This is a genomic window from uncultured Methylobacterium sp. (genome assembly GCF_964242245.1).
In the GTDB taxonomy this organism is placed as follows: Bacteria; Pseudomonadota; Alphaproteobacteria; order Rhizobiales; family Beijerinckiaceae; genus Methylobacterium.
In genome coordinates, this window is record NZ_CAXTBY010000010.1 from 42,780 (window position 1) to 65,187 (window position 22,408).

Consider the following 22,408-nt stretch of genomic DNA (forward strand, 5'->3'; position numbering starts at 1 on the left):
GGCTGCGATGATGCCTTTGCATGGTCGAAACAAGGCATCCGCCGGCGGATTCAAGGGCGCAGGACGCGGATTCGATCTCGGCGGACGCCGAAGGCGGTCCCGGCTCAGCGCGCCTGCGCCGTCATCGGATAGGCGCCGACCGCGGGCAGGCGCTCGCGCCGGATGAGCATGTCGGCGACCTCCGCGATGCGGCGACGGAGATCGGCGTTCTCGTGCTCGACCGCGTCGCCGCGCTCGGCGATCGCCCGCGCCAGGGCCGCCTCGGTCGCCGCCAAGCTGTCGCGCAGGGCGCCCTCGCGGCCGGCGTCGTCCGTCCCGGCCTGCTCCAAGACCGGAGCAGAGGCCGCGGCACGGGCGGCGAGCAGGCTGTCGAGGAGGTCGGCATGGGCCTCCTCCAGCGCGAGCAGGGTCGCGAGGCTGGCCGAACCGTCCTCGCGCGCGGTGTCCAGCTCGCTCTCCAGGCGCAGGCGCAGGCGTGAGGCCGACGCGATCTCGGTATCGCGCGCGGCGACGTCGCGGTTGAGCGCCGCCACCTCCATGGTGCGGGACCCCAGCGCCGCCATGTCGGCGTGACGCTTGTCCTGCGCCGCCTCGACCAACCGCTCCAGTCGACGCTGACGCACCGCGAACTCGGCGCGCAGGAAATCCCTCTCCGCGGCGATCTCGGTCGCCGAGAGGGGCAGCATCGCCTCGGTGCGCCGCCGGGCGAGGCGGGCGGCGCGCGCGTTCACCGCCGGCAGGAGCAGCAGCGCGCACAGACTCGCCGCCAGGAAGCCGAGGGCGAAGACCATGACGGTTTCGATCACGCGAACACACTCGTTCCTGGCGCCGGGCGGGCCCGGCCTGGAGCCGTCTGCGACGAAACGGACCCCGGTTCGTCGAAACGTGCGATCAAGCGGGTCCCTCGATCCCCCGAGCCGATGCGATCGGACCGGAGACGGCGCTTGGCAGACGCACAGTCTAACCCGGTTTCACCCTGCACGAAAACCGAGGGCCGCCGCGTCCTGCGCCTCAGAACGGATTCCAAGTCGGCTGGCCGGTGAACTTCAGGTAGCCGACGTTGATGCCCAGCCGCGCGCCGACGCCGGTGCGGATCGGCACCACCACGATGCCGCCGTTGGTCACCGCCGTCATGCCGAAGCCGCCGACGAGGTAGGCCGAGCCGTCGACGCCGCCGAAGCGCCGGTAGATCCCCCGCACCGCCGGCAGGTTGTAGACCAGCATCATCGTGCGGTCGCCGTCGCCGCCGACGTCAAAGCCGAGGGTGGGCCCCTGCCAGTAGATCCGGTGCGTGCCCGCGTTGCGGGTGTAGAGGGTGCCCTCGCCGTAGCGGACGCCGCCGACGATGGCGCCGGACGCCTCCTGGCCGAGGATGTAGCCGTTCGGCTCGCCCCAGCGCCGGGTCGCCTCCTGCACCGTCAGCGCCAGTCCGCGCGAGACCGTACCGAAGAAGCGGTGGCCCGAATCGACGACCTCGCGGGGCCGGAAAGAGCCCGGCGCGTCCGGATCGTCGACGGCCCGGGCCGCCGCCCCGGTCAGCGCGAGGCCCAGCATCGTCCCGAGACCCGCGCCGAGCGCGCGCCGCGTCGGAGTGCGCGTCGGCCTGCCCGGACCGTCGACTCGATCGTCACCTGCCGTCATCGTTCCTCCTCGGCCCGCTCGGGGCGCCATCCTCGCTCGGGACCGGCCGCGCTGGACCGGTGGCTCGAAGTTCCTCGCGGAACACCCGACGCATCGTCGTCGCTCGATCGGGCCTCTCGCGAGGCGCTCTTGCTTCCATCCCCGAGAAATGCGGCAGAAGCATCGTTCCCGCCGTCGTCGGGGCGAAGCAGACCCGCCCTTCGACGCCTATCCTGAGGATCAGACGGCAAGATGTGGTTAACGCGCCGTGACCTCCCGCTCCTCGGCCTGATCGGTCTCGCCGACCCATCCGCGGCCGGTCCGATCCTGCCCGGTGCGCTCGCGCTCTCAGGCTTCGACCCGGTGAGCTGCTTCCTGCCCGACGGGCCTCGGGCCGGCCTGCCGCGGTTCGAACTCGCGCACCGCGGCCGGACGTGGCGCTTCGCCAGCGCGGCCAACCGCGCGGCGTTCGTCCGCGAGCCAGAGACCTACGCCCCGCGGCTCGGCGGCCACGACGCGGCCGGCATCCTGGACGGGCGGCTCGTCGATGCGGACCCGCTGGTCTTCGCGGTGATCGCCGGGCGGCTCTACCTGTTCCGCGATGCCGGGCGGCGCGCCCGGTTCCTGGCGGACGCGGCGCTCGTCGACCGGGCCGAGGCGCTGTGGCCGGGCCTGCGCCGTCTCACGGAGGGAGGACCGGAGTGAGGGCGGGCCGCGGCGCCTCCCCGTCCCGCGGCCGGATCATCGGGCCGCGGTCGGGCAGCACGACGCGGGCGGCGAGCGCCGGATCGCCCAGCGCCGCGAAGGGGCCGTTGCGGTAGGCGAGCGCGTGGCGCCCGTAGATGATCGGCCGGCCGGTCGGCGTGACGACGCATCCGCCCGCCGCGGTCAGGATGTGGTCGCCGGCCGCCGTGTCCCATTCCATGGTCGGGCCGCAGCGGATGTAGAGGTCGGCCTCGCCGGACGCGATCAGGCAGAATTTCAGGGCGGAGCCGGCCGAGCGGCGCTCCGCGACCGGCAGCGCGTCGAGGCAGGCCTCGGTCTCGGCATCGCCGTGGCGGCGACTGCCGAGGGCGACGAGACCGGCCGTCGGCGTCGCGCGCGCGTGGACGGTGCGGAATCGGCCCGGACGACCGTGGCGGATCGGCGCCTCGTGCGCGTGCGTGCCCGCGTGCCAGACACGGCCGAGGCCGGGGGCGCTGAGCGCCGCGGCGATCGGGCGGTTGCCCTCGATCAAGGCGATGCAGACGGCGTATTCCAGCGTGCCCGCGAGGAAGTCGCGGGTGCCGTCGAGGGGATCGACGAGGAAGAACCGGTCGGCCGGCGGCACGTCGTGGCAGGTCTCCTCCGCCACCACGGGAATCGCCGGGAAGGCGTCCGCGAGGGCTGCGAGGATCAGCCGCTCCGCGTCCAGGTCGGCATGGCTCGACGGCGATCCGTCGACCTTCAGCACGTGCGGACAATCGCTGCCGTGATGCGTGATGAGGACTTCGCCGGCCGCGCATGCGATCTCCGCCAGCGCAACTCCGATGCGCTCGCGCTCGGAGCCGGAGAGCGCCGCTGCCGATGACGTCGCCGTGGTCATGACCGTGTTCTGCCCGAGCCTCCGGTCCTTGTCGACCTCGCGACGCTGTAGAGCGCGGAGGGGGACCGCAGGGAGCGTCGAGGCACCTGTCCCGAACGTCGAGGCTCGCGCGGCGCGGGGTTAGAGCATGTTCCGTGATCGCCGGATCACGGAACATGCTCTCTCTCCATGTGGGGTCGCCTTTCTTTCACGCGAGCCGGCAACCACCTCATCCCGGGACCATGCACCTATGGGCCGCGCGATCGAAAAGGACGAATCGCGCTGCGGCCATCCCCCAAACGGATGATGTGTTCGCGCGAAAACCCCGGTGTTGTCAGGCTTCAGCTTGGGCGGAGGCGGCAATGGCGAGCATGCGGGATTTCCCGATCTGGACCCGGGGCCGGGCGCAGCGGCACATCGAGCGGGGATGCAGCATCCGGTTCGTCGGCCTGATCGTCGGCAGCGCGGGGAAGCGGGCGGCGGACCCTGCGATGCCCGCCGAGCCGACGGAGGCGCCGATGTCCAACATCCTCCCGTTCCGCGCGCCCGCCGCCGTCCGGCCCCGGGCGCCCGGCGCGTTGGATGTCGGCGGCGCTTGAGGCGTCCGGCCCTGTCCGGCCCGGCCGGGACGCGTCAGAAGTGCTCGACCCACGGGCGGAGTTCCAGCTCCTGCGTCCAGGCGCTGCGGTCCTGGCGCAGGATCTCGCGGTAGCTCCGCGCGATCGCCTCCGGGTCGAGGTGGCTGTCGGGGGCGTCCGGCGGCTCGCCGCCGCGGGCCGGGTTCCGGATCGCGCCGTCGATGACGACGTGCGCCACGTGGATGCCCTTCGGCTGCAACTCGCGCGACAGGCTCTGACTGAGCCCGCGCAGGGCGAACTTGCCCATGGCGAAGGCGGCCGATCCGGCAAAGCCCTTGACGCTCGCCGAGGCGCCGGTGAGCAGGATCGCCCCGTGGCGGGCCGGCAGCATGCGCCGGGCCGCCGCTTGCGCCACCAGGAAGCCGCCGAAGGCCGAGACCGCGAGCGCCTGCGCGACCGCCTCCGGATCGAGTTCGGCGATGCCGCCGCGCACGCGCCCGCTGGCGTTGTAGACGACCACGTCGGGCGGGCCGCCGAGCGCCGGCTCGATGGCCGCGAACAGCGCTTCCACCTCCCCCGGCCGGCTCGCGTCGCAGGCGTGGACCGCAGCACCCGTCTCGCGGGCCAACCCGTCGAGCTTCTCGATGTTGCGGGCCGCGAGCCCGACCTTCAATCCGTCGGCGGCGAGTTGCCGGGCGAGCGCCGCGCTGAGCCCGGAGCCCGCTCCGACGATCAGGGCGCGGTGGTAGGTCGGAATCATGAGGCGGCCTCTCCCGGTGTTTCTGTGTGAGACATGTGTCCGGGCGGGAACGCCGGGCAGACGCCCGCGGTTCGAGGCGCCCTCAGTCCCGCCGGTCGCGGAAGAACGCGCGCAGCAGCGCGGCGGCTTCCTCCTCGCGAAAGCCGCCGTAGACCTCCGGGGCGTGGTGGCAGGTCGGCTGGTTGAACACGCGCGGGCCATGCTCGACGCCGCCGCCCTTCGGGTCGAGGGCGCCGAAGTAGAGCCGCCGGATGCGCGCGACGCCGATCGCGCCCGCGCACATCGGACACGGTTCGAGCGTCACGTAGAGGTCGCAGCCCGGCAGGCGCGCGTCGCCGAGGGCGGCGCAGGCGGCGCGGATCGCCAGGATCTCGGCATGCGCGGTCGGGTCGCGAAGCGCGCGCGGCCGGTTGTGCGCCACCGCGAGCACCCGTTCGCCCCGGACGACGACGGCGCCGACCGGCACCTCGCCCTCCGCCGCCGCCCGGCGGGCCGCCGCGAAGGCGAGGTCGAACGGGCTCGTGCGGGGCTGGGTCGGATCGGACACGGGATCGTTCCTACCGCTTGCGGGGGCGCCGGGAAGCGCGCCTTACCTTCGATCGGCGGAACGTTCCGCGCCGGTCGGCCGTTCACGTCTCGACGCGGCATCGCCGCACTAGAGACGCGAAGGAGACAGCCATGAGCAGCACCACCGACAAGATCAAGGGCGCGGCCAACGAGGCGGTCGGCAAGGCCAAGCAGGGCATCGGCGATGCCACCGACAACACCAAGATGAAGGCCGAAGGCACGGCGCAGGAGCTCAAGGGCAAGGCCCAGGGCACCGTCGGCGACGCCAAGTCGACGGTCGGCAAGTAATCCGACCGTTGCAAGCCGGGTCGTTGCTGCGCGCATCGCGCCACGCCCGGGGTTTGGTGACCTCGCCGAGGGCGCCGTGCCTGACGTGAGGTGCGGGCGGGCTTCGGGTTCAATCGAAGCGTGCCTCGCACGATCGGGCGGTCCTTCGGGGCCGCCCTTTTTCGTGGTCCGGCCCGCCGAGGCGGACGCATGACGGCTCCCGATCTGCGGGCGGAATGTGGGCTTTCGGCTGCCTATCGCACCCGGCGCGCCCGTTAGGGCTCACCCTGGTGCTTCGCCGGTCGATCCTGACGGATGCGGTCCGCCTCGCGCGGGGGAGCCTGCTCTGCTATGGGCTGGCCGATGAGCGACAATCCGACGAACCCAATCCCGGACGAGCCCGTCCGCGGCTCCGATCCGGCGCAGAGACGCGACGCGGAGTCCTGGAGCCCGGCGACGGACGCGAACGTCCGGTCCGAAGCATCGGAGGCGCAGCCGCGGGCGCGGATCGCCCGCGATCGGTCCAAGGACCGCACGAAGGACCGGCACGCCAACGCGCGGCCGGCCAAGGATCGCGGCGGCGACGCCCCTTTGCGTCGTCGGCCCGCCCCCGCCGAGGCCGCTCCGGTCGAGCCGGACTTGGTCGAGCCGGATTTGGTTGAGACGGATTCGGTCGACGCCGACCTCATCGCGCCTGCATCCGCGGAGCCGACCGAGCCCGCATTGGCCGAACCCGCCGAGGCGCCCGCAATCCTTGCCGCGCCCGAGCCCGCCGCGACGCCCGACGGCGAGCGCATCGCCAAGGCGATCGCCCGCGCCGGCCTCGCCTCCCGCCGCGACGCGGAGGCCATGATCGGCGCGGGCCGCGTCACCCTGAACGGCCGCGTGCTCGACTCGCCCGCGATCAACGTGACGGACGCCGACCGCATCACCGTCGACGGCGAGCCGCTGCCCGCCCGCGAGCGCACCCGGCTGTGGGTGTTCCACAAGCCGCGCGGCCTCGTCACCACGGCCCGCGACCCGGAGGGGCGCCAGACCGTGTTCGAGGTGATGCCCGAGGAGATGCCCCGCGTCGTCGCCATCGGCCGCCTCGACATCAACACGGAAGGCCTGCTGCTGCTCACCAACGACGGGGGTCTCGCCAAGGTCATCGCCCATCCCGATACCGGGTGGCTGCGCCGCTACCGCGTCCGCGCCCACGGCGACACCACGCAGGCCGAGCTCGACAAGCTTCGCCACGGCGTCACCATCGACGGGATGGAGTACGGCGCGATCGAGGCCAGCCTCGATCGCGTGCAGGGCGACAACCTGTGGCTGACGCTCGGCCTGCGCGAGGGCAAGAACCGCGAGGTCAAGCGCATCCTCGAGCATCTCGGCCTGTCGGTGAACCGGCTGATCCGGCTCTCGTTCGGCCCGTTCCAGCTCGGCGACCTCGAAGTGGGGCTCACCGAGGAGATCCGCACCAAGGTGCTCAAGGAGCAGCTCGGCAAGGGCCTCTCCGAGCAGGCGGGCGTCGATTTCGAGAGCCCGGTGCGCGAGCCCATCGCCCCGTTCGGCTCGCCGAAGAAGGCGCAAGGCCCCGCCGATCAGGGCGAGCGCCCGCGCCGGGACGACGCGCCCCGCGCCCGTGCGCCCTCCGGCGGCCGCCCGATGCGCCCGGCCGCGCCGGCCCGCATGCCCACCGGCGGCCTCGGCTCCGGCCCGCGCCGCTCGGTGTGGCGGGCGGACCAGGATCAGAACCCGGACGCCGTCCGTCCGGGCAAGGTGCCGCGCCGCGGCGCCGACCCGAAGGCCGAGCGGGCGGTCGCTGCCGAGCGCGGGCGCGAGCGCGTCGGCGCGATCAACGCGGGCGAGCGCCGCGTCCTCGTCGAGCGCCTGTCGGCGAGCCCGGCCACGCCCGACGCGGAGGCGCCCCGCCGCCGCTACGCCCGCGACGAGAGCGGCGCCAAGCCCCCGCGCCAGCCCCGGCGGGACGACCGCGACGGTCAGGACGGCCCGCGCCCGGACCGCGCCCGCGAGCCGCGCTTCGACGCCGGCCCCGCGCGCGCAGCCCCGCGGACCGACCGCGGCACGGGCTTCCGCGGCGGCGAGGGCGGCGACCGCCCGCGCGCCCGCAGCACCACGGGGGAGCGCCGCGACGGCGCCCGGTCCGAGGGGCGCCCGGAGGGCGGCCGCATCGAGGGCGGCAAACCCGGCGGCAGCGGCAAGCCGGGCGGCTACGGCGGCAAGCCCGGCGGCTTCGCCAAGCCCGGCAGCTTCGCCAAGCCCGGCGGTTTCGTCAAATCGGGCGGCGACCGCGAGGGCGGCTACAGGGGCCGGACCCAGGGTGGCAAGCCCGGGGGCGAGGGCGGCTTCAGGCCCCGCACGGAGGGCGGCTACAAGGGGCGTACCGAGGGCGGCGGCCAGGGGCGGCCCGGTGCGAGCGCCGGCCGGCCGGCGGGGGCCAAGTTCGGCGGCAAGCCGGGCGGCTTCGGCGGAAAACCGGGCGGGTTCGGAGCGAAGCCCGGCGGGCGCCCCGGCGGCGCGCGACCGACCGGCGGCGGCCGGCCGCCCCGCAGCGGCGGTCGGTGAGGATCGTCGGCGGAGACTGGCGCGGGCGGCCGATCGGCACCCCGCGCACCGACGCCATCCGGCCGACCTCGGACCGCCTGCGCGAGGCGCTGTTCAACGTGCTGGCGCACGCCTACGGCGACGCGGTGCCGGGTGCCCGCGTGCTCGACCTGTTCGCGGGGACCGGCGCCTTGAGCTTCGAGGCGCTGTCGCGCGGGGCGGCCTACGCGCTCCTCGTCGACGAGGGCGCCGAGGCCCGCGCCGTGATCCGCGGGAACATCGAGAGCTTCGGCGCGGAAGGCGCCACCCGCCTGTTCCGCCGCGATGCGACGCGGCTCGGCCCCGCGGGCACCGTCGGGCGCTTCTCCCTGGTGTTCTGCGATCCGCCCTACGGCCGCGACCTCGCGCCCGCGGCGCTGGCGGCCGCCGCCGCGGGCGGCTGGCTGAGGCCGGGGGCGCTCGCCGTGATCGAGGAGGCCGAGCGCGCGCGCCTCGCCCTGCCCGCGGGCTTTGCCGAGCTGGAGCGGCGCGCCTACGGCGATACGGCCGTGACGCTTGCCCGCTTCATGGGCTGAGGCTTGCATTGCGCCGCACCCGATCGAAAGGCTCCATCGTTGCCCGACCCGCTGCCGCTCGTTCTCCTCACAACCCCGATCCACGCCGACGCGGTGGCGCGGCTGGCGCCCCACGCCCGGGTCGTCACGGCGCCCGACACCGGGCCTGCGACCCTCCGGATGCTGGCCCGCGAGGCCGCGGGCATGATCGTGCGCGCGCAGCTCCCCGACGACATCCTCGACCACGCCCCGCTCTTGCGCGGCATCGTCCGCCACGGGGTCGGTCTCGACTTCGTGCCGATGGCCGCGGCCACCGCCCGCGGCATCCCGGTGGCGAACCTGCCCGGCAGCAACACCCAGGCCGTGGCCGAGCACGTCTTCGCCGCGCTGTTCGCCCTGCGGCGGCGGGTTCACCGGATCGACGCGACGCTGCGCGGCGACGGCTGGCTCGCGGCCAAGACCATGGCCAACGATCTCGCCGAGATCGGCGGCACGACGCTCGGCATCCTCGGGGTCGGCGAGATCGGCCGGCGCGTGGCCGGCATCGCCCGGCACGGCTTCGGCCTGCGGGTGCTCGGCCATTCCCGCAGCGCGAGCGATCACGGCGGCCTGATCGAGCCGGTCTCGCGCGAGGCCCTGTTTGCCGAGAGCGATGCGGTGGTGGTCGCCTGCCCGCTCACCGAGGCGACGCGGGGTCTCGTCGACGCGGGCTTGATCGGCCGGATGCGCCCGGGCGCGCTCCTGATCAACGTCGCCCGCGGGCCGATCGTCGTGACCGACGCCGTGGTCGCCGCGCTCAACGCCGGCCGCCTCGGCGGCGCGGCGCTCGACGTGTTCGAGGCCCAGCCGCTCGCACCCGACCACCCGCTCCACGCCTGCCCGAACCTGCTGCTGACGCCGCACGTGGCCGGCACCACGGCGACGAGCCTGCGCACCATGGGCCTCGGCTCGGCCGAGGAGATGCTGCGCATCCTGCGCGGCGAGCCGCCGCTGAACCTCGTCAATCCCGAAGCACTCGGGCGCTGAGCGCGGCGGGTCGGTGGTCGATGTCCGCCTCGGCCGAGCCCGCCAGGGCCGAGGCGGCCAGGACGAAGGCCATGAAGAACAGGAAGAACTGATTGATCGAGAGTTCCTCGAACATCAGCGACGGCACCGTGAACAGGACGACGTAGTAGGCGAACGGTCCGAACCGCGCCGGCCGGAGGAGGATTCTGCCCGCGCCGAGAACGAACAAGAGCGCGACCATGACGCCGCTCTGGATGGCAAGGGACAGGATTCCGTTGTGCGGCGTTCCCAGCCCCGTCATCTCCCGCAATTGGTTCTGCGTCGCGATCGCGCCGATCCCGAAGGGATTGGCGACGATCATCCGAAGGGCCGCGACGGTCGTGTCCAGCCGCTCGCCGATGTTCGACTCGGTGTTGCCGTCCGACAGGAACCGCTTCTCGATGGCGGATTGAAACTGCTCCGGCACCGGAACGTGGCCGGTGGCGCCGAAGACCATGACGAGCCCGCACAGCACCGCGAGGGCGCAGGCGACGTAGAGAGCATTGACGCTCCTGCGGACGAGGAGCGCGAGACAGACCAGGGGCACCAGCAGCCCGGCCCGGTTGTTCGTCATCGGGAAGCTCGCCAGCAGGCCCAGGACGTACAGCACGTAGATCTCGGTTCGCCGGTACCGGAACCAGAGGTACATCGCCGCCGCGCCCGTCAGGGCGAACACGTGCCCGGTCATGTTGCCGGCGGTCCACAGGCCGCCGAGCTTGTCCTGCATGAACAGGGCGATCTCGGGATCGACCCCATCCAGCGGGACCGCCAATCCGTAGGGCGCGAGGTCGATGCTGACCGAGGCCGCGATCAGGGCACCGAGGGACCCGATCATGCCGATCAGGATCCCCGACGAGAACCATGCCGGGCCGGACGGGTCCCTGAACAGGATCACGAGCTGAACGCACTGGACGAAGTACAGCAGCAGGACGAGGGTGAGGTAGACGTCGCCTTCCTGCTTGCCCGCCTTGAAGACCAGCGAGGCCCCTAGGAGCGCGACCACCAGCCCGATCGGCACGAGCCTGCTCAGGATGGCCGACATCACGCCTGGACGGAGCAGGAAGTAGGGGATCGTCAGGAACGGGATCAGGTCCGACAGGCGCTGGAACGGCAGCCCGAACGTCGATGTCTCGACGTTGAACTGCAGCGCGAGGCCGATCACGAGGAGGCAGATCTTGTCGAGCCGCGTCAAGGTCGCGACCATGGGCGCACCCGCCCCGTGCGTGCGCGCGCTCGAACCGGCGTTCTCTTCGGCGACGCGCATCGTCTCCTCCGTGACGGTGCCGCTGTGCGCGGTGACCAGCCCCTGCGGTGCCGACGTCCGGCCGGTGTCTCTCACGGCAGGACCGCAAGGCGAGGGGCAATCCGTTCCCGAGGAGGCTGCTCCGAACCCGGCATCCGCTCCGCCCTCCGCCCATGGTCGAGGGCCGCCCCCGACAGCACCCGCGCTGCGGCGCGGTTCGGCCAGCGCAGTGTCGCACGAACGATCTTTAGAGTTCCTCACGAAATGCCCGGCTTGCCGTCGCCGCACGACCGGAAGCGGCGCTCGAACGGGACGGTTCGCGACGTGCTGTTTCGGACCTCACGGCTTTCAGACGTCTCTGCGCCGCCTCGCACCGCATCCCGAGCGCCGGTCGCGCATGATCGGAAATGGTAAAGGCTACAGGATCGATAATTTACCGTATTTGGATATCTCTCAGCGGTATTCTTTGAAAATTGAGCCTTCGACCCCTCGATGAGGATACGATAGGTCGATGTCGACCGATGAACCTGTCGGACAGCCTCGTTGATCATGCGCCTTCGAACCCGATCGATCATGGCCGCCGGGCGCGCCGTGGTGCCCGAGGAGCGGGCACCGTGCGCGCCGCGCGAGGCGCGGGCGAAGGCGCCGCACTACGCGGCGGTGGACGGCCTCCGGGCGCTCGCGGTGATCGCGGTGCTGGCCTTCCACCTGAGGGAGACGATGCTTCCCGGCGGCCTGATGGGCGTCGACATCTTCTTCGTCATCTCCGGCTTCGTGGTGACGGCCTCTGTCTCGGAGATGCGGCACGGATCGTTCCGGGCCTTCGTTCTGCACTTCTACGCCCGGCGCATCGTGCGCATCCTCCCGGCGCTCGCCGTCACCATCGCCGTCTCGTCGCTCGCCTACGCCCTGTTCATTCCCTCGGCTTGGCTTGCCGACGGCATCGCGAAGACCGGGCTTGCCGCGATCTTCGGGCTCAGCAACCTCGTGCTCGCCGCCGGCGACGACTATTTCTCCCCGAAGGCGGCGTTCAACGTCTTCACCCATACGTGGTCGCTCGGCGTCGAGGAGCAGTTCTACCTCCTCTTCCCCGTCATCATGTATTTCGGGCCCCGGCTCGCAGGCCCGGCGCACGGGCGGACCGTCATCGTCCTGGCGCTGCTCTCCGCATCGCTGGTCACCGGTGCCGTCCTCAGCGCGACGCAGCCGCTGATCGCCTTCTACACGCTGCCCGCGCGCTTCTGGGAACTTGGAGCGGGCATGCTGCTGTGCCTGACGTTGGACCGGTGGAGGCCGGTGCTTGCCCGGGCGCGGCGGCTTCCGGCGGCCCTGGCGCTCGGATCGTTCGCGCTGGTGGCGTTCGCCCTCGCGCAGCCGGCGCGGCTCGGCTTCCCCGTGCCCTGGGGCGCGATCCCCGTGCTCGGCACGCTGGGCCTGATCGCGCTCGCCGTCGCATGCCCGGCAACCCTCGCCGTCCGAGCTCTGGCGGCGCGGCCCTGGGTCGGCATCGGCCGGATGTCGTACTCGCTCTACCTGTGGCACTGGCCGGTCTACGTGCTGATGCGCTGGACGGTCGGCCTCGAGACCGTGGCGGACGGCCTCGTGGCGCTCTCGGTGACCGTCGCCCTGGCAGGGCTGAGCTACCGCTACGTCGAGGTCCCGGCGCGCGCGTGGCAGCGCGATCGCCGGTGGGCGCCCGCCCGCGTCGTGCGCACCGGCTTGGCGGCCGCCTGCGTCCTCGCGGTCGCGACCGGAGGCCTGCTGAAGTTCAAGTCGGCCTTCGTGCTCGGGCAGACCCACGACCTCGCCGCGTGGTACCCCGAGGGCCGGTGGACCGTTCCCCCTAAGCCCGGCTGCACGATGGACAAGCAGGTCACCGCGCGCTCCGGCGGACTCCTGACCGTGCTGCATCCGGAGGGATGCGGCTCGGCCAGCGGAGGCCGCCTGATCGTCGCCGGGGATTCCCACGCGGGCGCCTACGAGCGGATGCTCTGGACCTACGCCTACGCCACGGGCCGCGCGGTGAACGTCTACTGGCTGGCCGGCTGCCCGATGATCGGCCTGCTCGAGCACGCCCCGACGCGGGCGTGCGCCGACTTCGAGGCGCAACTCGCCGACGAGCTCGCGCGGGTGCTGACGCCCGCCGACGTGGTCTTCCTGCCGTCGCTGCGCGTGCCGCGCTTCATCGACCAGTGGGGTGCGTCCGGCCAGCCGGCCGGCACCGGGGCGGACGTTGCCGAGGCCCCGGGGCGGACGGACGCGGCGACGGCGCGGAGCCTCCTTGCCCGCATCGGGTCGAGCGGGGCGCGCATCGTGTTCGAGGCGCCCAAGCCCCTGTTCAAGGCCCCCCCGTTCCGCTGCGCCGACTGGTTCGACGCGGACAATCCGGTCTGCCGTCCGGGCTTCGCGATGGATCGGGAGGGCCTGGAGCAGCGCCGCGCTCCGGTCCTGGCCCGCATGACGGCGCTGGCGCAGGATCAGGCGCGGCTGTCGATCTGGGACCCGTTCCCGAGCCTGTGCCCCGACCCGACCTGCCACGCCTTCCGCGACGGGCATTCCCTGTTCTTCGATGCCGACCATCTCAGCGGCTACGGGAACGACGTCCTGTTCCCGGCCTTCAAGGACAGGCTGGAGCGCGAGTTCCGGGCGGCCGCAACCGCGTCGTACTCCGCCGTTCCGGGCACCCCGTGAGGTCGCGCCCCGCCCGCCCGGTCGACGCCGGGCGGAATCATTCCGCGGCCACGCCCGGAGCCGGTTCGGCGTCGCGCGGCTGCGGGAACTGGGCCGCGTAGAGGCGGCGATACATCCCGTCCGCCGCGAGCAGCGCCTCGTGCCGTCCCTGCTCCAGGATGCCGTCCGGGCCGACCACCACGATGCGGTCGGCTTGGCGGATCGTGGCGAGGCGGTGGGCGATGACCAGCGTCGTGCGGCCCGCGGCGAGGTCGGTGAGCGAACTCTGGATCGCCTGCTCGGTCTCCGTGTCGAGGGCTGAGGTCGCCTCGTCCAGGATCAGGATCGGCGGGTTCTTCAGGAAGACGCGCGCGATGGCCAAGCGCTGCTTCTGGCCGCCCGAGAGCTTGACTCCGCGCTCGCCGACCACCGTGTCGAGGCCGTCCGGCAGGCTCGCGATCAGGGCGCCGAGGCGCGCCCGCCGCGCGGCCTCCGCGATCTCGGCCTCGCCGGCATCGAGGCGGCCGTAGGCGATGTTCTCGCGGATCGTGCCGGCGAAGAGGAAGACGTCCTGCTGGACGATGCCGACCTGCCGGCGCAGCGAGGCCAGCGTGAGGTCGCGGACATCGACGCCATCGATCGTGACGCGTCCGCGCTCGACCTCGTAGAAGCGCGGGATGAGGGAGCACAGCGTCGTCTTGCCGGCTCCCGACGGGCCGACGAAGGCCACCGTCTCGCCCGCCGCGACCGTGAGGTCGAGGCCCGAGAGGACGGGCCGGCCCGCGCTGTAGCCGAAGCCGACGCCCTCGAAGCGGATGTCGCCCCTGAGCGAGGCCGCCGCGACTGCGCCGGGACGGTCGACGATGTCGGGCTCGGTCGCCAGCAGCTCCGCGTAGCGCCGGAAGCCGGCGACGCCCTTGGGGTAGGTCTCGACGACGGCGCCGATCTTCTCCAGCGGCCGGTAGAACACGCCGACGAGCAGCAGGAACCCGATGAAGCCGCCCGGGGTCAGTTCGCCGCGCACCACGAAGGCGGCTCCGCCGAGCAGCACCACGATCTGCACGAGCCGCATGCCGAGGTAGTTGATCGACAGGCTGGCCGCCATGATCCTGTAGGCTTCGAGCTTGGTCTCGCGGTACTTCCTGTTGTCGGAGGCGAACAGGCGCCGCTCGTGCGGCTCGTTGGCGAAGGCCTTCACCACGCGGATGCCGCCGACGTTCTCCTCGATGCGCGCGTTGAACGCGCCGACCCGGCCGTACTGGGTCTGCCAGTTGCGGGTCATGCGGCCGCCGTAGCGCAGGGTGACGAAGGCGATCACCGGCAGGATGGCGGCCGTCAGCAGCGCGAGCGACGGGTGGACGAGGACCATCAGGGCGAAGGCCCCGACGAGGGTCATGACCGCGATGAAGAGGTCCTCCGGACCGTGGTGGGCGACCTCGCCGATCTCCTCCAGGTCCTTGGTCACGCGGGCGACGAGGTGGCCGGTCTTCTGGTTGTCGTAGAAGCGGAACGAGAGCTTCTGGAGGTGGTCGAAGGCGCGCGCCCGCATCTCGGTCTCGATGTTGATGCCGAGCACGTGCCCCCAGTAGGTCACGACCACCATCAGGCCGGCGTTCGCGACGTAGATCGCGGCCAGGGCCGCCGCGGCGACCAGGATCAGCGTCCAGTCCTGGCGCGGCAGCAGCACGTCGACGAACGCCTTCACGGCCATCGGGAAGCCGAGTTCGAGCAGGCCCGAGACCACGGCGCAGCCGAAATCCAGCAGGAACAGGGTCCGGTGCGGGCGATAGTAGGCGAGGAAGGCCTTCAGCATGGGGCTTTCAGGTGATCGACGGGGCATGAGGGGCCGCAGGAGGCGACGCCCGGCAGCCGGTAGCGCATACAACAGACCCGCCGTCGCCGCGCGTCGCTCGGCCCGCTCGCGTGGAAGACCTGCGCCAGCGGGCATCGCCCGACGGCGTGGCCGCGCTGCCGGCCGAGGCAGACCTCGGCCTCGGCCAGGGGCCCGGGCCTGAGATCCGCGCCGGTGCCGAGCTCGCGCAGGACGAGGTCGACGATGACGCCGGCGTTGCCCCAGACCACGCGGCGCGACAACCCCGAATGCGCGTGGCATAGCTCGACGAAGGGCCGCAGGTGGCCGTCGATCAGCGCCGCGAGGGACGGATTCGGTTCCCCCGCGTCGTCCGGGAGGAGGAAGCGTGCGAGGACCCCGCCCGCGTCGAGCTCGAACCCGACCCGTTCGAACCCGACGGGCAGCCCGCGTCCGAGGCAGAGGAGCGCGGTCACGGAAGGAATCAGGAGGGCGGCGAGGTACGATTGCGTCCAGAGGGAGACGACCGCCCGCCTGTCGGCCGACCCGTAAGGGGCTCCGAAGCCGTCGATCACCGCATCGAAGACCGCTCCGTCGCGCAGGGTCGAGAGCGGCCGCACTCCGGCTCCGCCCGGCCCCGCGGCGATCCGGCAGCCGAAGGTCGCGAGCGAGGCGGGCACCCGCGCGATGACGGCCTCGATCACGCGGCGCCCGCGGCCCGATCGGCCTCCAGGGTCCGGCCGATCGCCGCGCGCAGGCAGGCGAACGCGACGGCGTAGAAGGGGATCGCGGCCGCGAAGTAGGCGGGCCAGCCGACCTGGGCGGCAAGCGCCGGGGCGGCGACCCGCAGCGGCATCGCTGCGAAGAACGCGGCCCCGAACAGGAGCGCGTAGTCCGTCGCCGGGCGCGGACCCTGTGCCCAGCGGTAGATCATGTTGAAGACCGGTACGCCCAGGCCGCCGCCGCCGACGAAGCCGAGGATCGCCGCCGCCATCGCCAGCCCGGCCGAACCGGTCGCGCTCGCCGCGAGCATCAGGCCGCCGGAGGCGATGACGCCGAGCGCCGAAGCCGTGATGAGGCGGACTGTCCCGACCCGTCGCACGAGGCCGCCCGAGAGCGGCGCCATGACGAGGTTGACGATCGGGGCGACGCTGCCGGTCACGAGGCCGACCTGCGAGAGCGGGACGCCGAGATCGAGCAGGACGAGGTTGTTGATGCCCGACAGCACGAACATGGCGGCGAAGTAGAAGCCCAGCACCAGCACGCGCGGCGCGAGGGCGCGCAGCCTCGCGAGCGACCCTATCCTTCGTTCCGCCGACGCATCCGGGCGGCGCAGCCGCGCCTCCGGGTAGCGCAGCATCGGCAGGAGACACAGAACGTTCAGGCCGGCAACCGCGAGGACCGCGGTGCGCCAGCCGAGATCGTCGTAGTACCCGATCAGGAGACCCGCCCCCGCGATGCCGCCGAGCGATGCGCCGCAGAACTTCGCCGAGGTCACGTAGGGGCGCCGGTCGGCCGGCACCGTCTCGACCACGAGCGCTTCGAGGGCGATGTCCATGGTGGCGACACAGACGCAGGTCGCCACCGCCAGGGCGAGGAGGAGGACGAGGGCCCAGCCCTCCCCCTGGCTCAGCACCGCGAGGAGGAGGACGGTCGCGCCCTGCATCAGGATGATCCAGCCGATGCGGTGCGGCAGGCGTGGCAGGCGGAGCCTGTCGACGGCGACCGCCCAGAGAAACGTCAGGCCGACCGGCAGGTTGATGAGCTGCAGCAGGCCGATCTCGGCCAGCGCGATGCCGCGCGTCCGCAGGATCAGCGGCGCGCCGCCCGACAGGAAGCCGAGCGTCGCGCCGAAGGTGATGGAGAGGCAGAAGAACGGCACCAGGGGCCGCGCCCACGCGATCGCACGGGACGGGTGCGGGGACGCGGCGGCGCTCACGAACGGCACCGCACCCGTTCGATCGACGCGTCACGCGACGAGGCTATCCCTCCGGATCGGCCGCCCGGGCTCGCCGTGGCCGAAGGCGCCGCGGCGAGCGCATCGCGGCGGCATCTTTGGACGCGCGTTCCGATTGCCTGAATGACGCCGCCTCGATCCACCCGCCGGGAACGCCCGGCCACGCGGGCTGCCTTGAGCGCGTGCAGTTTTGAACAGGACTAAACAACTGCACGGATTGCTCTTTTGGTGGAGTTAGAACGTTGCGGCAGCGCAAGCAAGGGGGTAAGCTCGGCCGCCGCCTCGCCCCGTGAGCGGCCGCGACGGGACGCGCACGCGCGCAGACGCTCCGCTTCGCGCCCGTCTCCGAGTTCCGAGCGACCGCGCACCCATCGATCGTCTGCGATCCCGGTTTCGGTGATGCCCGTCACGCTTGGCCCACCTCACCCCGAGGCAGCGTCCCGGACCCCGCGTCGATCCAGCGCGAGCGCGCGCAGCCTGTTCTTGAAGATCTTGCCCGAATCCTCCCGCGGCAGTCCGGCGACGACGTCGATCTGCCGGGGCAGGAGCCGCCGGCCGACCGTGCCTTCGAGCCGGCGAAGGAGATCCGCCGGGTCGAGACGATGGCCGGCAGCCGGTTCGACGGCAGCGCAGACGATCTCGCCGCAGCCCGCATCCGGGATGCCGAACACGGCGCAGTCCTGCACGCCGGGGATGGCGAGGAGCGCGGCCTCGATGTCGGCGGGATAGATCTCGACGCCGTCCGAGACGATGACGTCGCGCTTCCGGTCGCGCAGGAAGAGGTAGCCGTCCGCGTCGAGCCAGCCGACATCGCCGGCGGTGACCAGACCCCGTCGCTCGACCGCCGCGCGCGCGTCGTCGCGCCCGACATAGGTGAAGTCGCGCATGGTGGCGGAGCCGGCGTAGACCTCTCCGACCGTGCCGGCCGGGAGCGGGTCGCCGTTCGCATCCAGGATCTCCAGGTCGATCCCGGGCAGCGCGCGCCCGACGGTTCCGGGCCGGCGCAGGGCCTCGGCCGCGTCGTGGAACGTGAGCAGGCCGGTCTCGGTCGAGCCGTAGTACTCGTGGATCACCGGGCCCCACCACGCGATCATCGCCGCCTTGATGGCCGCCGGGCAGGGCGCGGCCCCGTGCACGACGTGGCGGAGCGAACCCACGTCGTAGCGCGCCCTGACGGCCTCGGGCAGGCGCAGCAGGCGAACGAACATGGCCGGGACGATGTGCATGTGCGAGACCCGGTGGCGCTCGATCAGGGCCAGCATCGCCTCGGGTTCGAAGCGGGCCTGGAGGACGATGGTGGCGCCCGCCTGCAGGGCGAGCCGTCCGTAGGCGTTGGGCACCGCGTGGTACATCGGCCCGTTGATCAGCGCGGTGATCGGCCGCCCGTCGTCGAGGCCGTAGACGGCGAGCGCCCGCGGCGAGGGCTCCGAGCGGGGCCGGGCCGATCGGCGCACGCCCTTCGGCCGCCCGGTGGTGCCGGAGGTGTAGATCACGGCCGGGCGCGCGCCGGAGGCCGGCGCCGCGATGGGCGCGTGCCGGGCAAGCCAGGCATCCCAGTCCCGGACGCCGAGGGGGAGGGCTGCGTCGGGCGGGACATCGTAGGCGGCGCGGATCTCGGCCGGCGTCTCGACGACGAGGCAGGGCAGCGCGGACGCCGCCTCGGGCAGGACGGCGCCGAGCAGGTCGCGGTGGGCGACCAGGACCTTGGCCCCGCTGTCGCGCAGGATGTAGGCCGCCTCCTCCGGGCTCGCATGCCAGTTGATCGGCACGGGATAGGCGCCCGCGAGCGTGGCGCCGAGCGACGCCTCGAAGAAGGCGAAGTCGTTGCGCAGGAGAAGCGCCACGGCCTCGCCCGGGCCGACGCCGAGTTCGGAGAAGCCCCGCGCGCCCCGCGCCCCGCGCGCCCGGATGTCCGCGTGCCCGCGGCGGCGGTCGCCCGCCAGGACGAACGCCTCGGCCGCAACTTTCCCTCCGGCGACCGCCTCGGCTGCCCCCTCGTCCGCGTGATCCATCATCCGACGGTCGCCCCTGCTCGGATCGTGAAGCCCTGTCCGTCCCGAGAACCGGCAAGGACCGGCGATCCTCTCCGGAACATCGGTATCCGGTCTGGATCGGAGCCGTTTCGGCCCGGTCCCGTTCAAGAACCGGGCCGCGTCGGCTTCCGGGTGACGGCGCTGTCGCGGCGGCGGGCCGGGTCCGTACAGGGCGTGAACGGGGGTCTCGACCGCCGACCGAGACCTCACGGACGCGGCGTGCCCGGAGCGACGGGGCGGGGCTCGAACACCACCTCCTGGTCGGCCGGCCACTTCAGGCGGTAGGCGAGGCGGATGTCGCGCTGCTCGCCCGGCCGGTAGGTGTAGGTCCAGGCCAGCACGCCGCGCCGGTCGTTCGGCTGCTTCTCGGTGGGCGCTGTGGTCTCGCGCAACTGTTCCACCGTGATCGCCGTGTTCTCCGAGTAGGGCACGCGGTCGGTCACCGTGATCCGCACCGGCTCGGCGTGCAGGTTGCGCACGGTGGTCTTGAACTCGCGCAGGTCCGTCCGGCTCTGGCCGAAAACAGTCGGCTCGTTCTCGCGCCGGCGCACCGGCACGCGCACGACCTTGACGCGGTCGTCGGCGCCGAAGCCGAGATCGACCGTGTCGCCCGGCGCCGTCAGCCTGAACTGCGCGCGCCCGACGAAGGCGCCGTCGCGGTGCAGGGCGACCTCGCCGGGGAGCAGCGGCGCCTCGTCCTCCAGGGGGAAGCTCGCGCTCAGGTAGGCTGTCTGGTCGATCTCGGGCACTGCAACCACCGCGAGGCCGGGCTCGACGCGGCGGGCGGCCAGGGTGAAGGTCTTGCTCAGGCCGAGCTGCGCGACGTCGACGCGGCCGGGTACCCGGTAGCTCGCCTGATAGCTTCCCGCATCGAGCGTCGCCTCCTGCGCCACGGCGATGCGCGGCGGGGCCGGTGCGACCTTCACCGACGCGGCCCGCTCCTGCTCCGCCGCCTCGCGGGCTCGGCGCGCCTCCTCGGCTCTGTGCCGCGCTTCGTCGGGGACGGGGGCTGCCAGCGACCGGGTCCGGTTCTCGAAGGCCGGCGGCTCGTAGAACGACACCTGGAGCGGGGGCAGGTCCGGTGCGGCGCCCTCCCGGTTCAGACGCACCGTCGAGACGGACAGCTCGACATCCGTCCAGTCCTCGCCGGTCTTCTGGCTGACCTCGGCCCGCCGCACGAGGTCGAGGGCCGGCTTCCCGGGGCCTGTGTCGAGCCGGGCCTCGTAGGTCGGGCGCCAAGCGGCGCCGGCGACGCGGTAGGTGACGAGGATCTCGCCGTGCAGGGCGCCGCCCGCCGCCAGCGCGATGCTCAGGTCGCGCCGCGGAGCGCCGGGGCGCGGCGCCGGGGGACGCGCCTGCTCGGACGCCGTGATCGCCGCGTCGAGGTCGCGCTCCCGCCGGCGCAGCCCCCTCGCCTCCTCCAGGACGGCGGCCAGCCCCGAGCCGACCGCCTCCCAGGCGCCCTGCCACTGGGCCACGTCGAAGGGCCTGCCCTCGACCCCGAGCTGGTCGGGTCCCGCCTTCGCGTACCGCTCGATCATCGCCTGCTTCGCGTCGAGCGTCCGCAGGCGCGCGGTCACGCCCTCGCGCTCCTCCCGCAGCGCGTCGATCCGCGCCTGGAGCGCCGGGTCGAGGACGGGTCTCGCCTCGCCCGGCGCCGTGCGGACGTCGACCGCGCCGATCGTCAGCGCGCCGTCGGCCTGTGCCGCAACCTGGACCGAAGCCGGATCGAGGCTCGCCGGCAGGCCGCGCAGGCTCACCGTCGAGGCGCCGTCGGGCAGGTCCAGGACCGCGCGGCGCGTGACCAGCGCGGCGTCCGGGTAGACCGTCACCCGCTCGATGCGCGAGGCCGGCGCGAGGTCCGCGGCCCGTAGCGCCTGCGGCGCCGCGATGATGAGGCAGGCAAGGGGGATGCGCACGCGTGGTCTCCGGCAAGATCGTGCGGGCGTGCGTTCCGCGCCGCGGAAGATCGGCCTGCCCGCATCCTGTCTATCGAAGGTTTTGCGAGGCCCGCCGTGCGGCGACGCACCGTCGCGCACGTCGTCGAGTCGGTGGATCGCCGGGGCGAGATCCGGAATACCGGTCTTCCACCTTCCCGGCGGCGCGGATGGCGCGCCCGCTGCCGCGCGGGACGCCGCGGGCGGCGGCGGCCCCGGTCGATATCCGCGGCTCCCGGCTCGTTGAGCCGATCGTTGCCGGGTGGCCACAGGAGGCGTTTTTGCGCCCGGGAGGCCGCCGGGGGCCGCGTCGTGCCCCCGCGATATGTCTATAAAGCTCGGCTATGAGCACAGCGGTTCGCCCCTCTCACACGCCGCGCGCGGCTCTCGGTATCCTGCCGCTGGTCCTTGCGTTGGGAGGGCCCGCCGCGGCGGCGGATCTCGGCGCCCTCATGCCCAGGGCAGTGCCGAGCTTCGCCCAGGTGGATCCGGATTCCTGGATGGTGACCCTCTCGGGAAACGTCCAGTTCACGCCGCGCCATCCCGGATCGGACGACTACACCATCATCGGATATCCCGCGATCGACGTTCGCCGGGCCGGCGAACCGCGCCGCTTCTCCGCCCCGGACGACGGCTTCAGCTTCTCCCTGTACGACGATGCCGTCTTCCGGATCGGGCCGACGGTGCGCGTCGTGCCGGGGCGCTACTACGGCGACGACCGCCGCCACCTCTTCGGCTTCCGCGATGCCCGCTTCGCGGTCGAGCCCGGCCTGTTCGTGGAGTTCTACCCCTTCCCCTCGATCCGGACCCGCTTCGAGGTCCGGCAGGGCGTCTACGGCCATCACGGCACGGTCGGTTCGGTGGGCGTCGACTACATCCTGCCGGTCGAGACCCTCAAGTTCTCCATCGGTCCCCGCCTCAACGTCGGCGATGCGAGCTTCGCGCGCAAATACTTCGGCGTCTCGGTCGATGAGGCCGCCGCGAACGGTCGCGTCGGGGTCTACGATCCGGGCAGCTTCGTGTCCGCCGGCGTGCTCGGCGCGGTGACCTACACCCAGAGCGAGACGTGGGCCTACACGGGCTACGCCGGCTATTCCCGCATCCTCGGGTCCTCCGGGGACAGTCCGCTGGTCCGGCGCCCGTTCGGCACGCCGGATCAGTTCCTGTTCGGCGTGCGGGTCGACTACGCCTTCACCACGCGCGCGTGGTTCTGAGCGGCGGTGCGACGCGCTGACAGGCTCATGCGCGCCTAGA

19 protein-coding genes are annotated in these 22,408 nt (G+C 72.8%); 8 read left to right on the forward strand and 11 right to left on the reverse strand.

The annotated features are described in order from the left end of the window. Window positions 1–104: 104 nt before the first annotated feature. Entirely contained in the window at window positions 105–806 is a 702-nt protein-coding gene (locus tag ACFE8Y_RS04545; protein ID WP_375463203.1) for a hypothetical protein, read from the reverse strand. A 205-nt stretch (window positions 807–1,011) separates the two neighbouring features. After that, complete coding sequence (locus ACFE8Y_RS04550; protein ID WP_375463204.1) at window positions 1,012–1,641, reverse strand: DUF1134 domain-containing protein; 630 nt, start codon at window positions 1,639–1,641, stop codon at window positions 1,012–1,014. A gap of 231 nt (window positions 1,642–1,872) precedes the next feature. On the opposite strand from ACFE8Y_RS04550, the gene ACFE8Y_RS04555 reads away from it, so the two are divergent. Continuing rightward, a complete protein-coding gene (locus tag ACFE8Y_RS04555) occupies window positions 1,873–2,325 on the forward strand; it encodes a YHS domain-containing (seleno)protein (protein ID WP_375463205.1) in 453 nt (150 codons plus the stop codon). Here ACFE8Y_RS04555 and ACFE8Y_RS04560 read toward each other — a convergent pair. Next, entirely contained in the window at window positions 2,303–3,205 is a 903-nt protein-coding gene (locus tag ACFE8Y_RS04560) for a 3'(2'),5'-bisphosphate nucleotidase CysQ (RefSeq protein WP_375463206.1), read from the reverse strand. The genes ACFE8Y_RS04555 and ACFE8Y_RS04560 overlap by 23 nt on opposite strands. Before the next feature lie 341 nt (window positions 3,206–3,546). Between ACFE8Y_RS04560 and ACFE8Y_RS04565 the strand changes: the two genes are divergently transcribed. Then, on the forward strand, window positions 3,547–3,783 hold the full coding sequence (locus ACFE8Y_RS04565) for a hypothetical protein (RefSeq protein WP_375463207.1): 237 nt from the start codon (window positions 3,547–3,549) through the stop codon (window positions 3,781–3,783). A 34-nt stretch (window positions 3,784–3,817) separates the two neighbouring features. On the opposite strand, the gene ACFE8Y_RS04570 is transcribed toward ACFE8Y_RS04565, so the two are convergent. After that, window positions 3,818–4,522: an SDR family NAD(P)-dependent oxidoreductase gene (locus ACFE8Y_RS04570; RefSeq protein WP_375463208.1), complete on the reverse strand. Its 705-nt coding sequence runs from the start codon at window positions 4,520–4,522 to the stop codon at window positions 3,818–3,820. Window positions 4,523–4,604: 82 nt separating this feature from the next. Then, window positions 4,605–5,069, reverse strand: a complete 465-nt coding sequence (locus tag ACFE8Y_RS04575; protein WP_375463209.1) for a nucleoside deaminase — start codon at window positions 5,067–5,069, stop codon at window positions 4,605–4,607. Between the two features lie 131 nt (window positions 5,070–5,200). Between ACFE8Y_RS04575 and ACFE8Y_RS04580 the strand changes: the two genes are divergently transcribed. The 4 genes from ACFE8Y_RS04580 (at window position 5,201) to ACFE8Y_RS04595 (ending at window position 9,486) form a co-directional block, all read left to right on the forward strand. Further along, the gene (locus ACFE8Y_RS04580) at window positions 5,201–5,377 is read left to right on the forward strand and encodes a CsbD family protein (RefSeq protein WP_375463210.1); all 177 of its coding nucleotides are present in this window, start codon (window positions 5,201–5,203) and stop codon (window positions 5,375–5,377) included. 342 nt (window positions 5,378–5,719) lie between these two features. Then, a complete protein-coding gene (locus ACFE8Y_RS04585) occupies window positions 5,720–7,927 on the forward strand; it encodes a pseudouridine synthase (protein WP_375463211.1) in 2,208 nt (735 codons plus the stop codon). Beyond that, the gene (gene rsmD / locus ACFE8Y_RS04590) at window positions 7,924–8,481 is read left to right on the forward strand and encodes a 16S rRNA (guanine(966)-N(2))-methyltransferase RsmD (RefSeq protein ID WP_375463212.1); all 558 of its coding nucleotides are present in this window, start codon (window positions 7,924–7,926) and stop codon (window positions 8,479–8,481) included. Before ACFE8Y_RS04585 ends, rsmD begins: the two co-directional genes overlap by 4 nt. A 39-nt stretch (window positions 8,482–8,520) precedes the next feature. Next, entirely contained in the window at window positions 8,521–9,486 is a 966-nt protein-coding gene (locus ACFE8Y_RS04595; RefSeq protein ID WP_375463213.1) for a hydroxyacid dehydrogenase, read from the forward strand. Here ACFE8Y_RS04595 and ACFE8Y_RS04600 read toward each other — a convergent pair. After that, a complete protein-coding gene (locus ACFE8Y_RS04600) occupies window positions 9,461–10,768 on the reverse strand; it encodes an O-antigen ligase family protein (protein WP_375463214.1) in 1,308 nt (435 codons plus the stop codon). The genes ACFE8Y_RS04595 and ACFE8Y_RS04600 overlap by 26 nt on opposite strands. A gap of 552 nt (window positions 10,769–11,320) precedes the next feature. Between ACFE8Y_RS04600 and ACFE8Y_RS04605 the strand changes: the two genes are divergently transcribed. Next, window positions 11,321–13,438, forward strand: a complete 2,118-nt coding sequence (locus ACFE8Y_RS04605; protein WP_375463215.1) for an acyltransferase family protein — start codon at window positions 11,321–11,323, stop codon at window positions 13,436–13,438. Between the two features lie 37 nt (window positions 13,439–13,475). On the opposite strand, the gene ACFE8Y_RS04610 is transcribed toward ACFE8Y_RS04605, so the two are convergent. The 5 genes from ACFE8Y_RS04610 to ACFE8Y_RS04630 all read right to left on the reverse strand — a co-directional run bounded on the left by ACFE8Y_RS04610 (window position 13,476) and on the right by ACFE8Y_RS04630 (window position 21,136). Further along, the gene (locus tag ACFE8Y_RS04610; protein ID WP_375463216.1) at window positions 13,476–15,230 is read right to left on the reverse strand and encodes an ABC transporter ATP-binding protein; all 1,755 of its coding nucleotides are present in this window, start codon (window positions 15,228–15,230) and stop codon (window positions 13,476–13,478) included. After that, a complete protein-coding gene (fhuF, locus tag ACFE8Y_RS04615) occupies window positions 15,224–15,931 on the reverse strand; it encodes a siderophore-iron reductase FhuF (protein ID WP_375463217.1) in 708 nt (235 codons plus the stop codon). The genes ACFE8Y_RS04610 and fhuF overlap by 7 nt, the downstream gene beginning before the upstream one ends. Next, window positions 15,928–17,166, reverse strand: a complete 1,239-nt coding sequence (locus tag ACFE8Y_RS04620) for an MFS transporter (protein WP_375463218.1) — start codon at window positions 17,164–17,166, stop codon at window positions 15,928–15,930. The genes fhuF and ACFE8Y_RS04620 overlap by 4 nt, the downstream gene beginning before the upstream one ends. Window positions 17,167–17,606: 440 nt before the next feature. Further along, window positions 17,607–19,199, reverse strand: coding sequence for an AMP-binding protein (locus ACFE8Y_RS04625; protein ID WP_375463219.1), 1,593 nt, complete (start codon window positions 19,197–19,199; stop codon window positions 17,607–17,609). A gap of 224 nt (window positions 19,200–19,423) precedes the next feature. Beyond that, window positions 19,424–21,136: a mucoidy inhibitor MuiA family protein gene (locus tag ACFE8Y_RS04630; protein ID WP_375463220.1), complete on the reverse strand. Its 1,713-nt coding sequence runs from the start codon at window positions 21,134–21,136 to the stop codon at window positions 19,424–19,426. A 470-nt stretch (window positions 21,137–21,606) separates the two neighbouring features. Between ACFE8Y_RS04630 and ACFE8Y_RS04635 the strand changes: the two genes are divergently transcribed. Beyond that, window positions 21,607–22,368 (forward strand): MipA/OmpV family protein, encoded by a 762-nt coding sequence (locus tag ACFE8Y_RS04635; protein WP_375463221.1) that lies wholly within the window; start codon window positions 21,607–21,609, stop codon window positions 22,366–22,368. Window positions 22,369–22,408 lie beyond the last annotated feature (40 nt).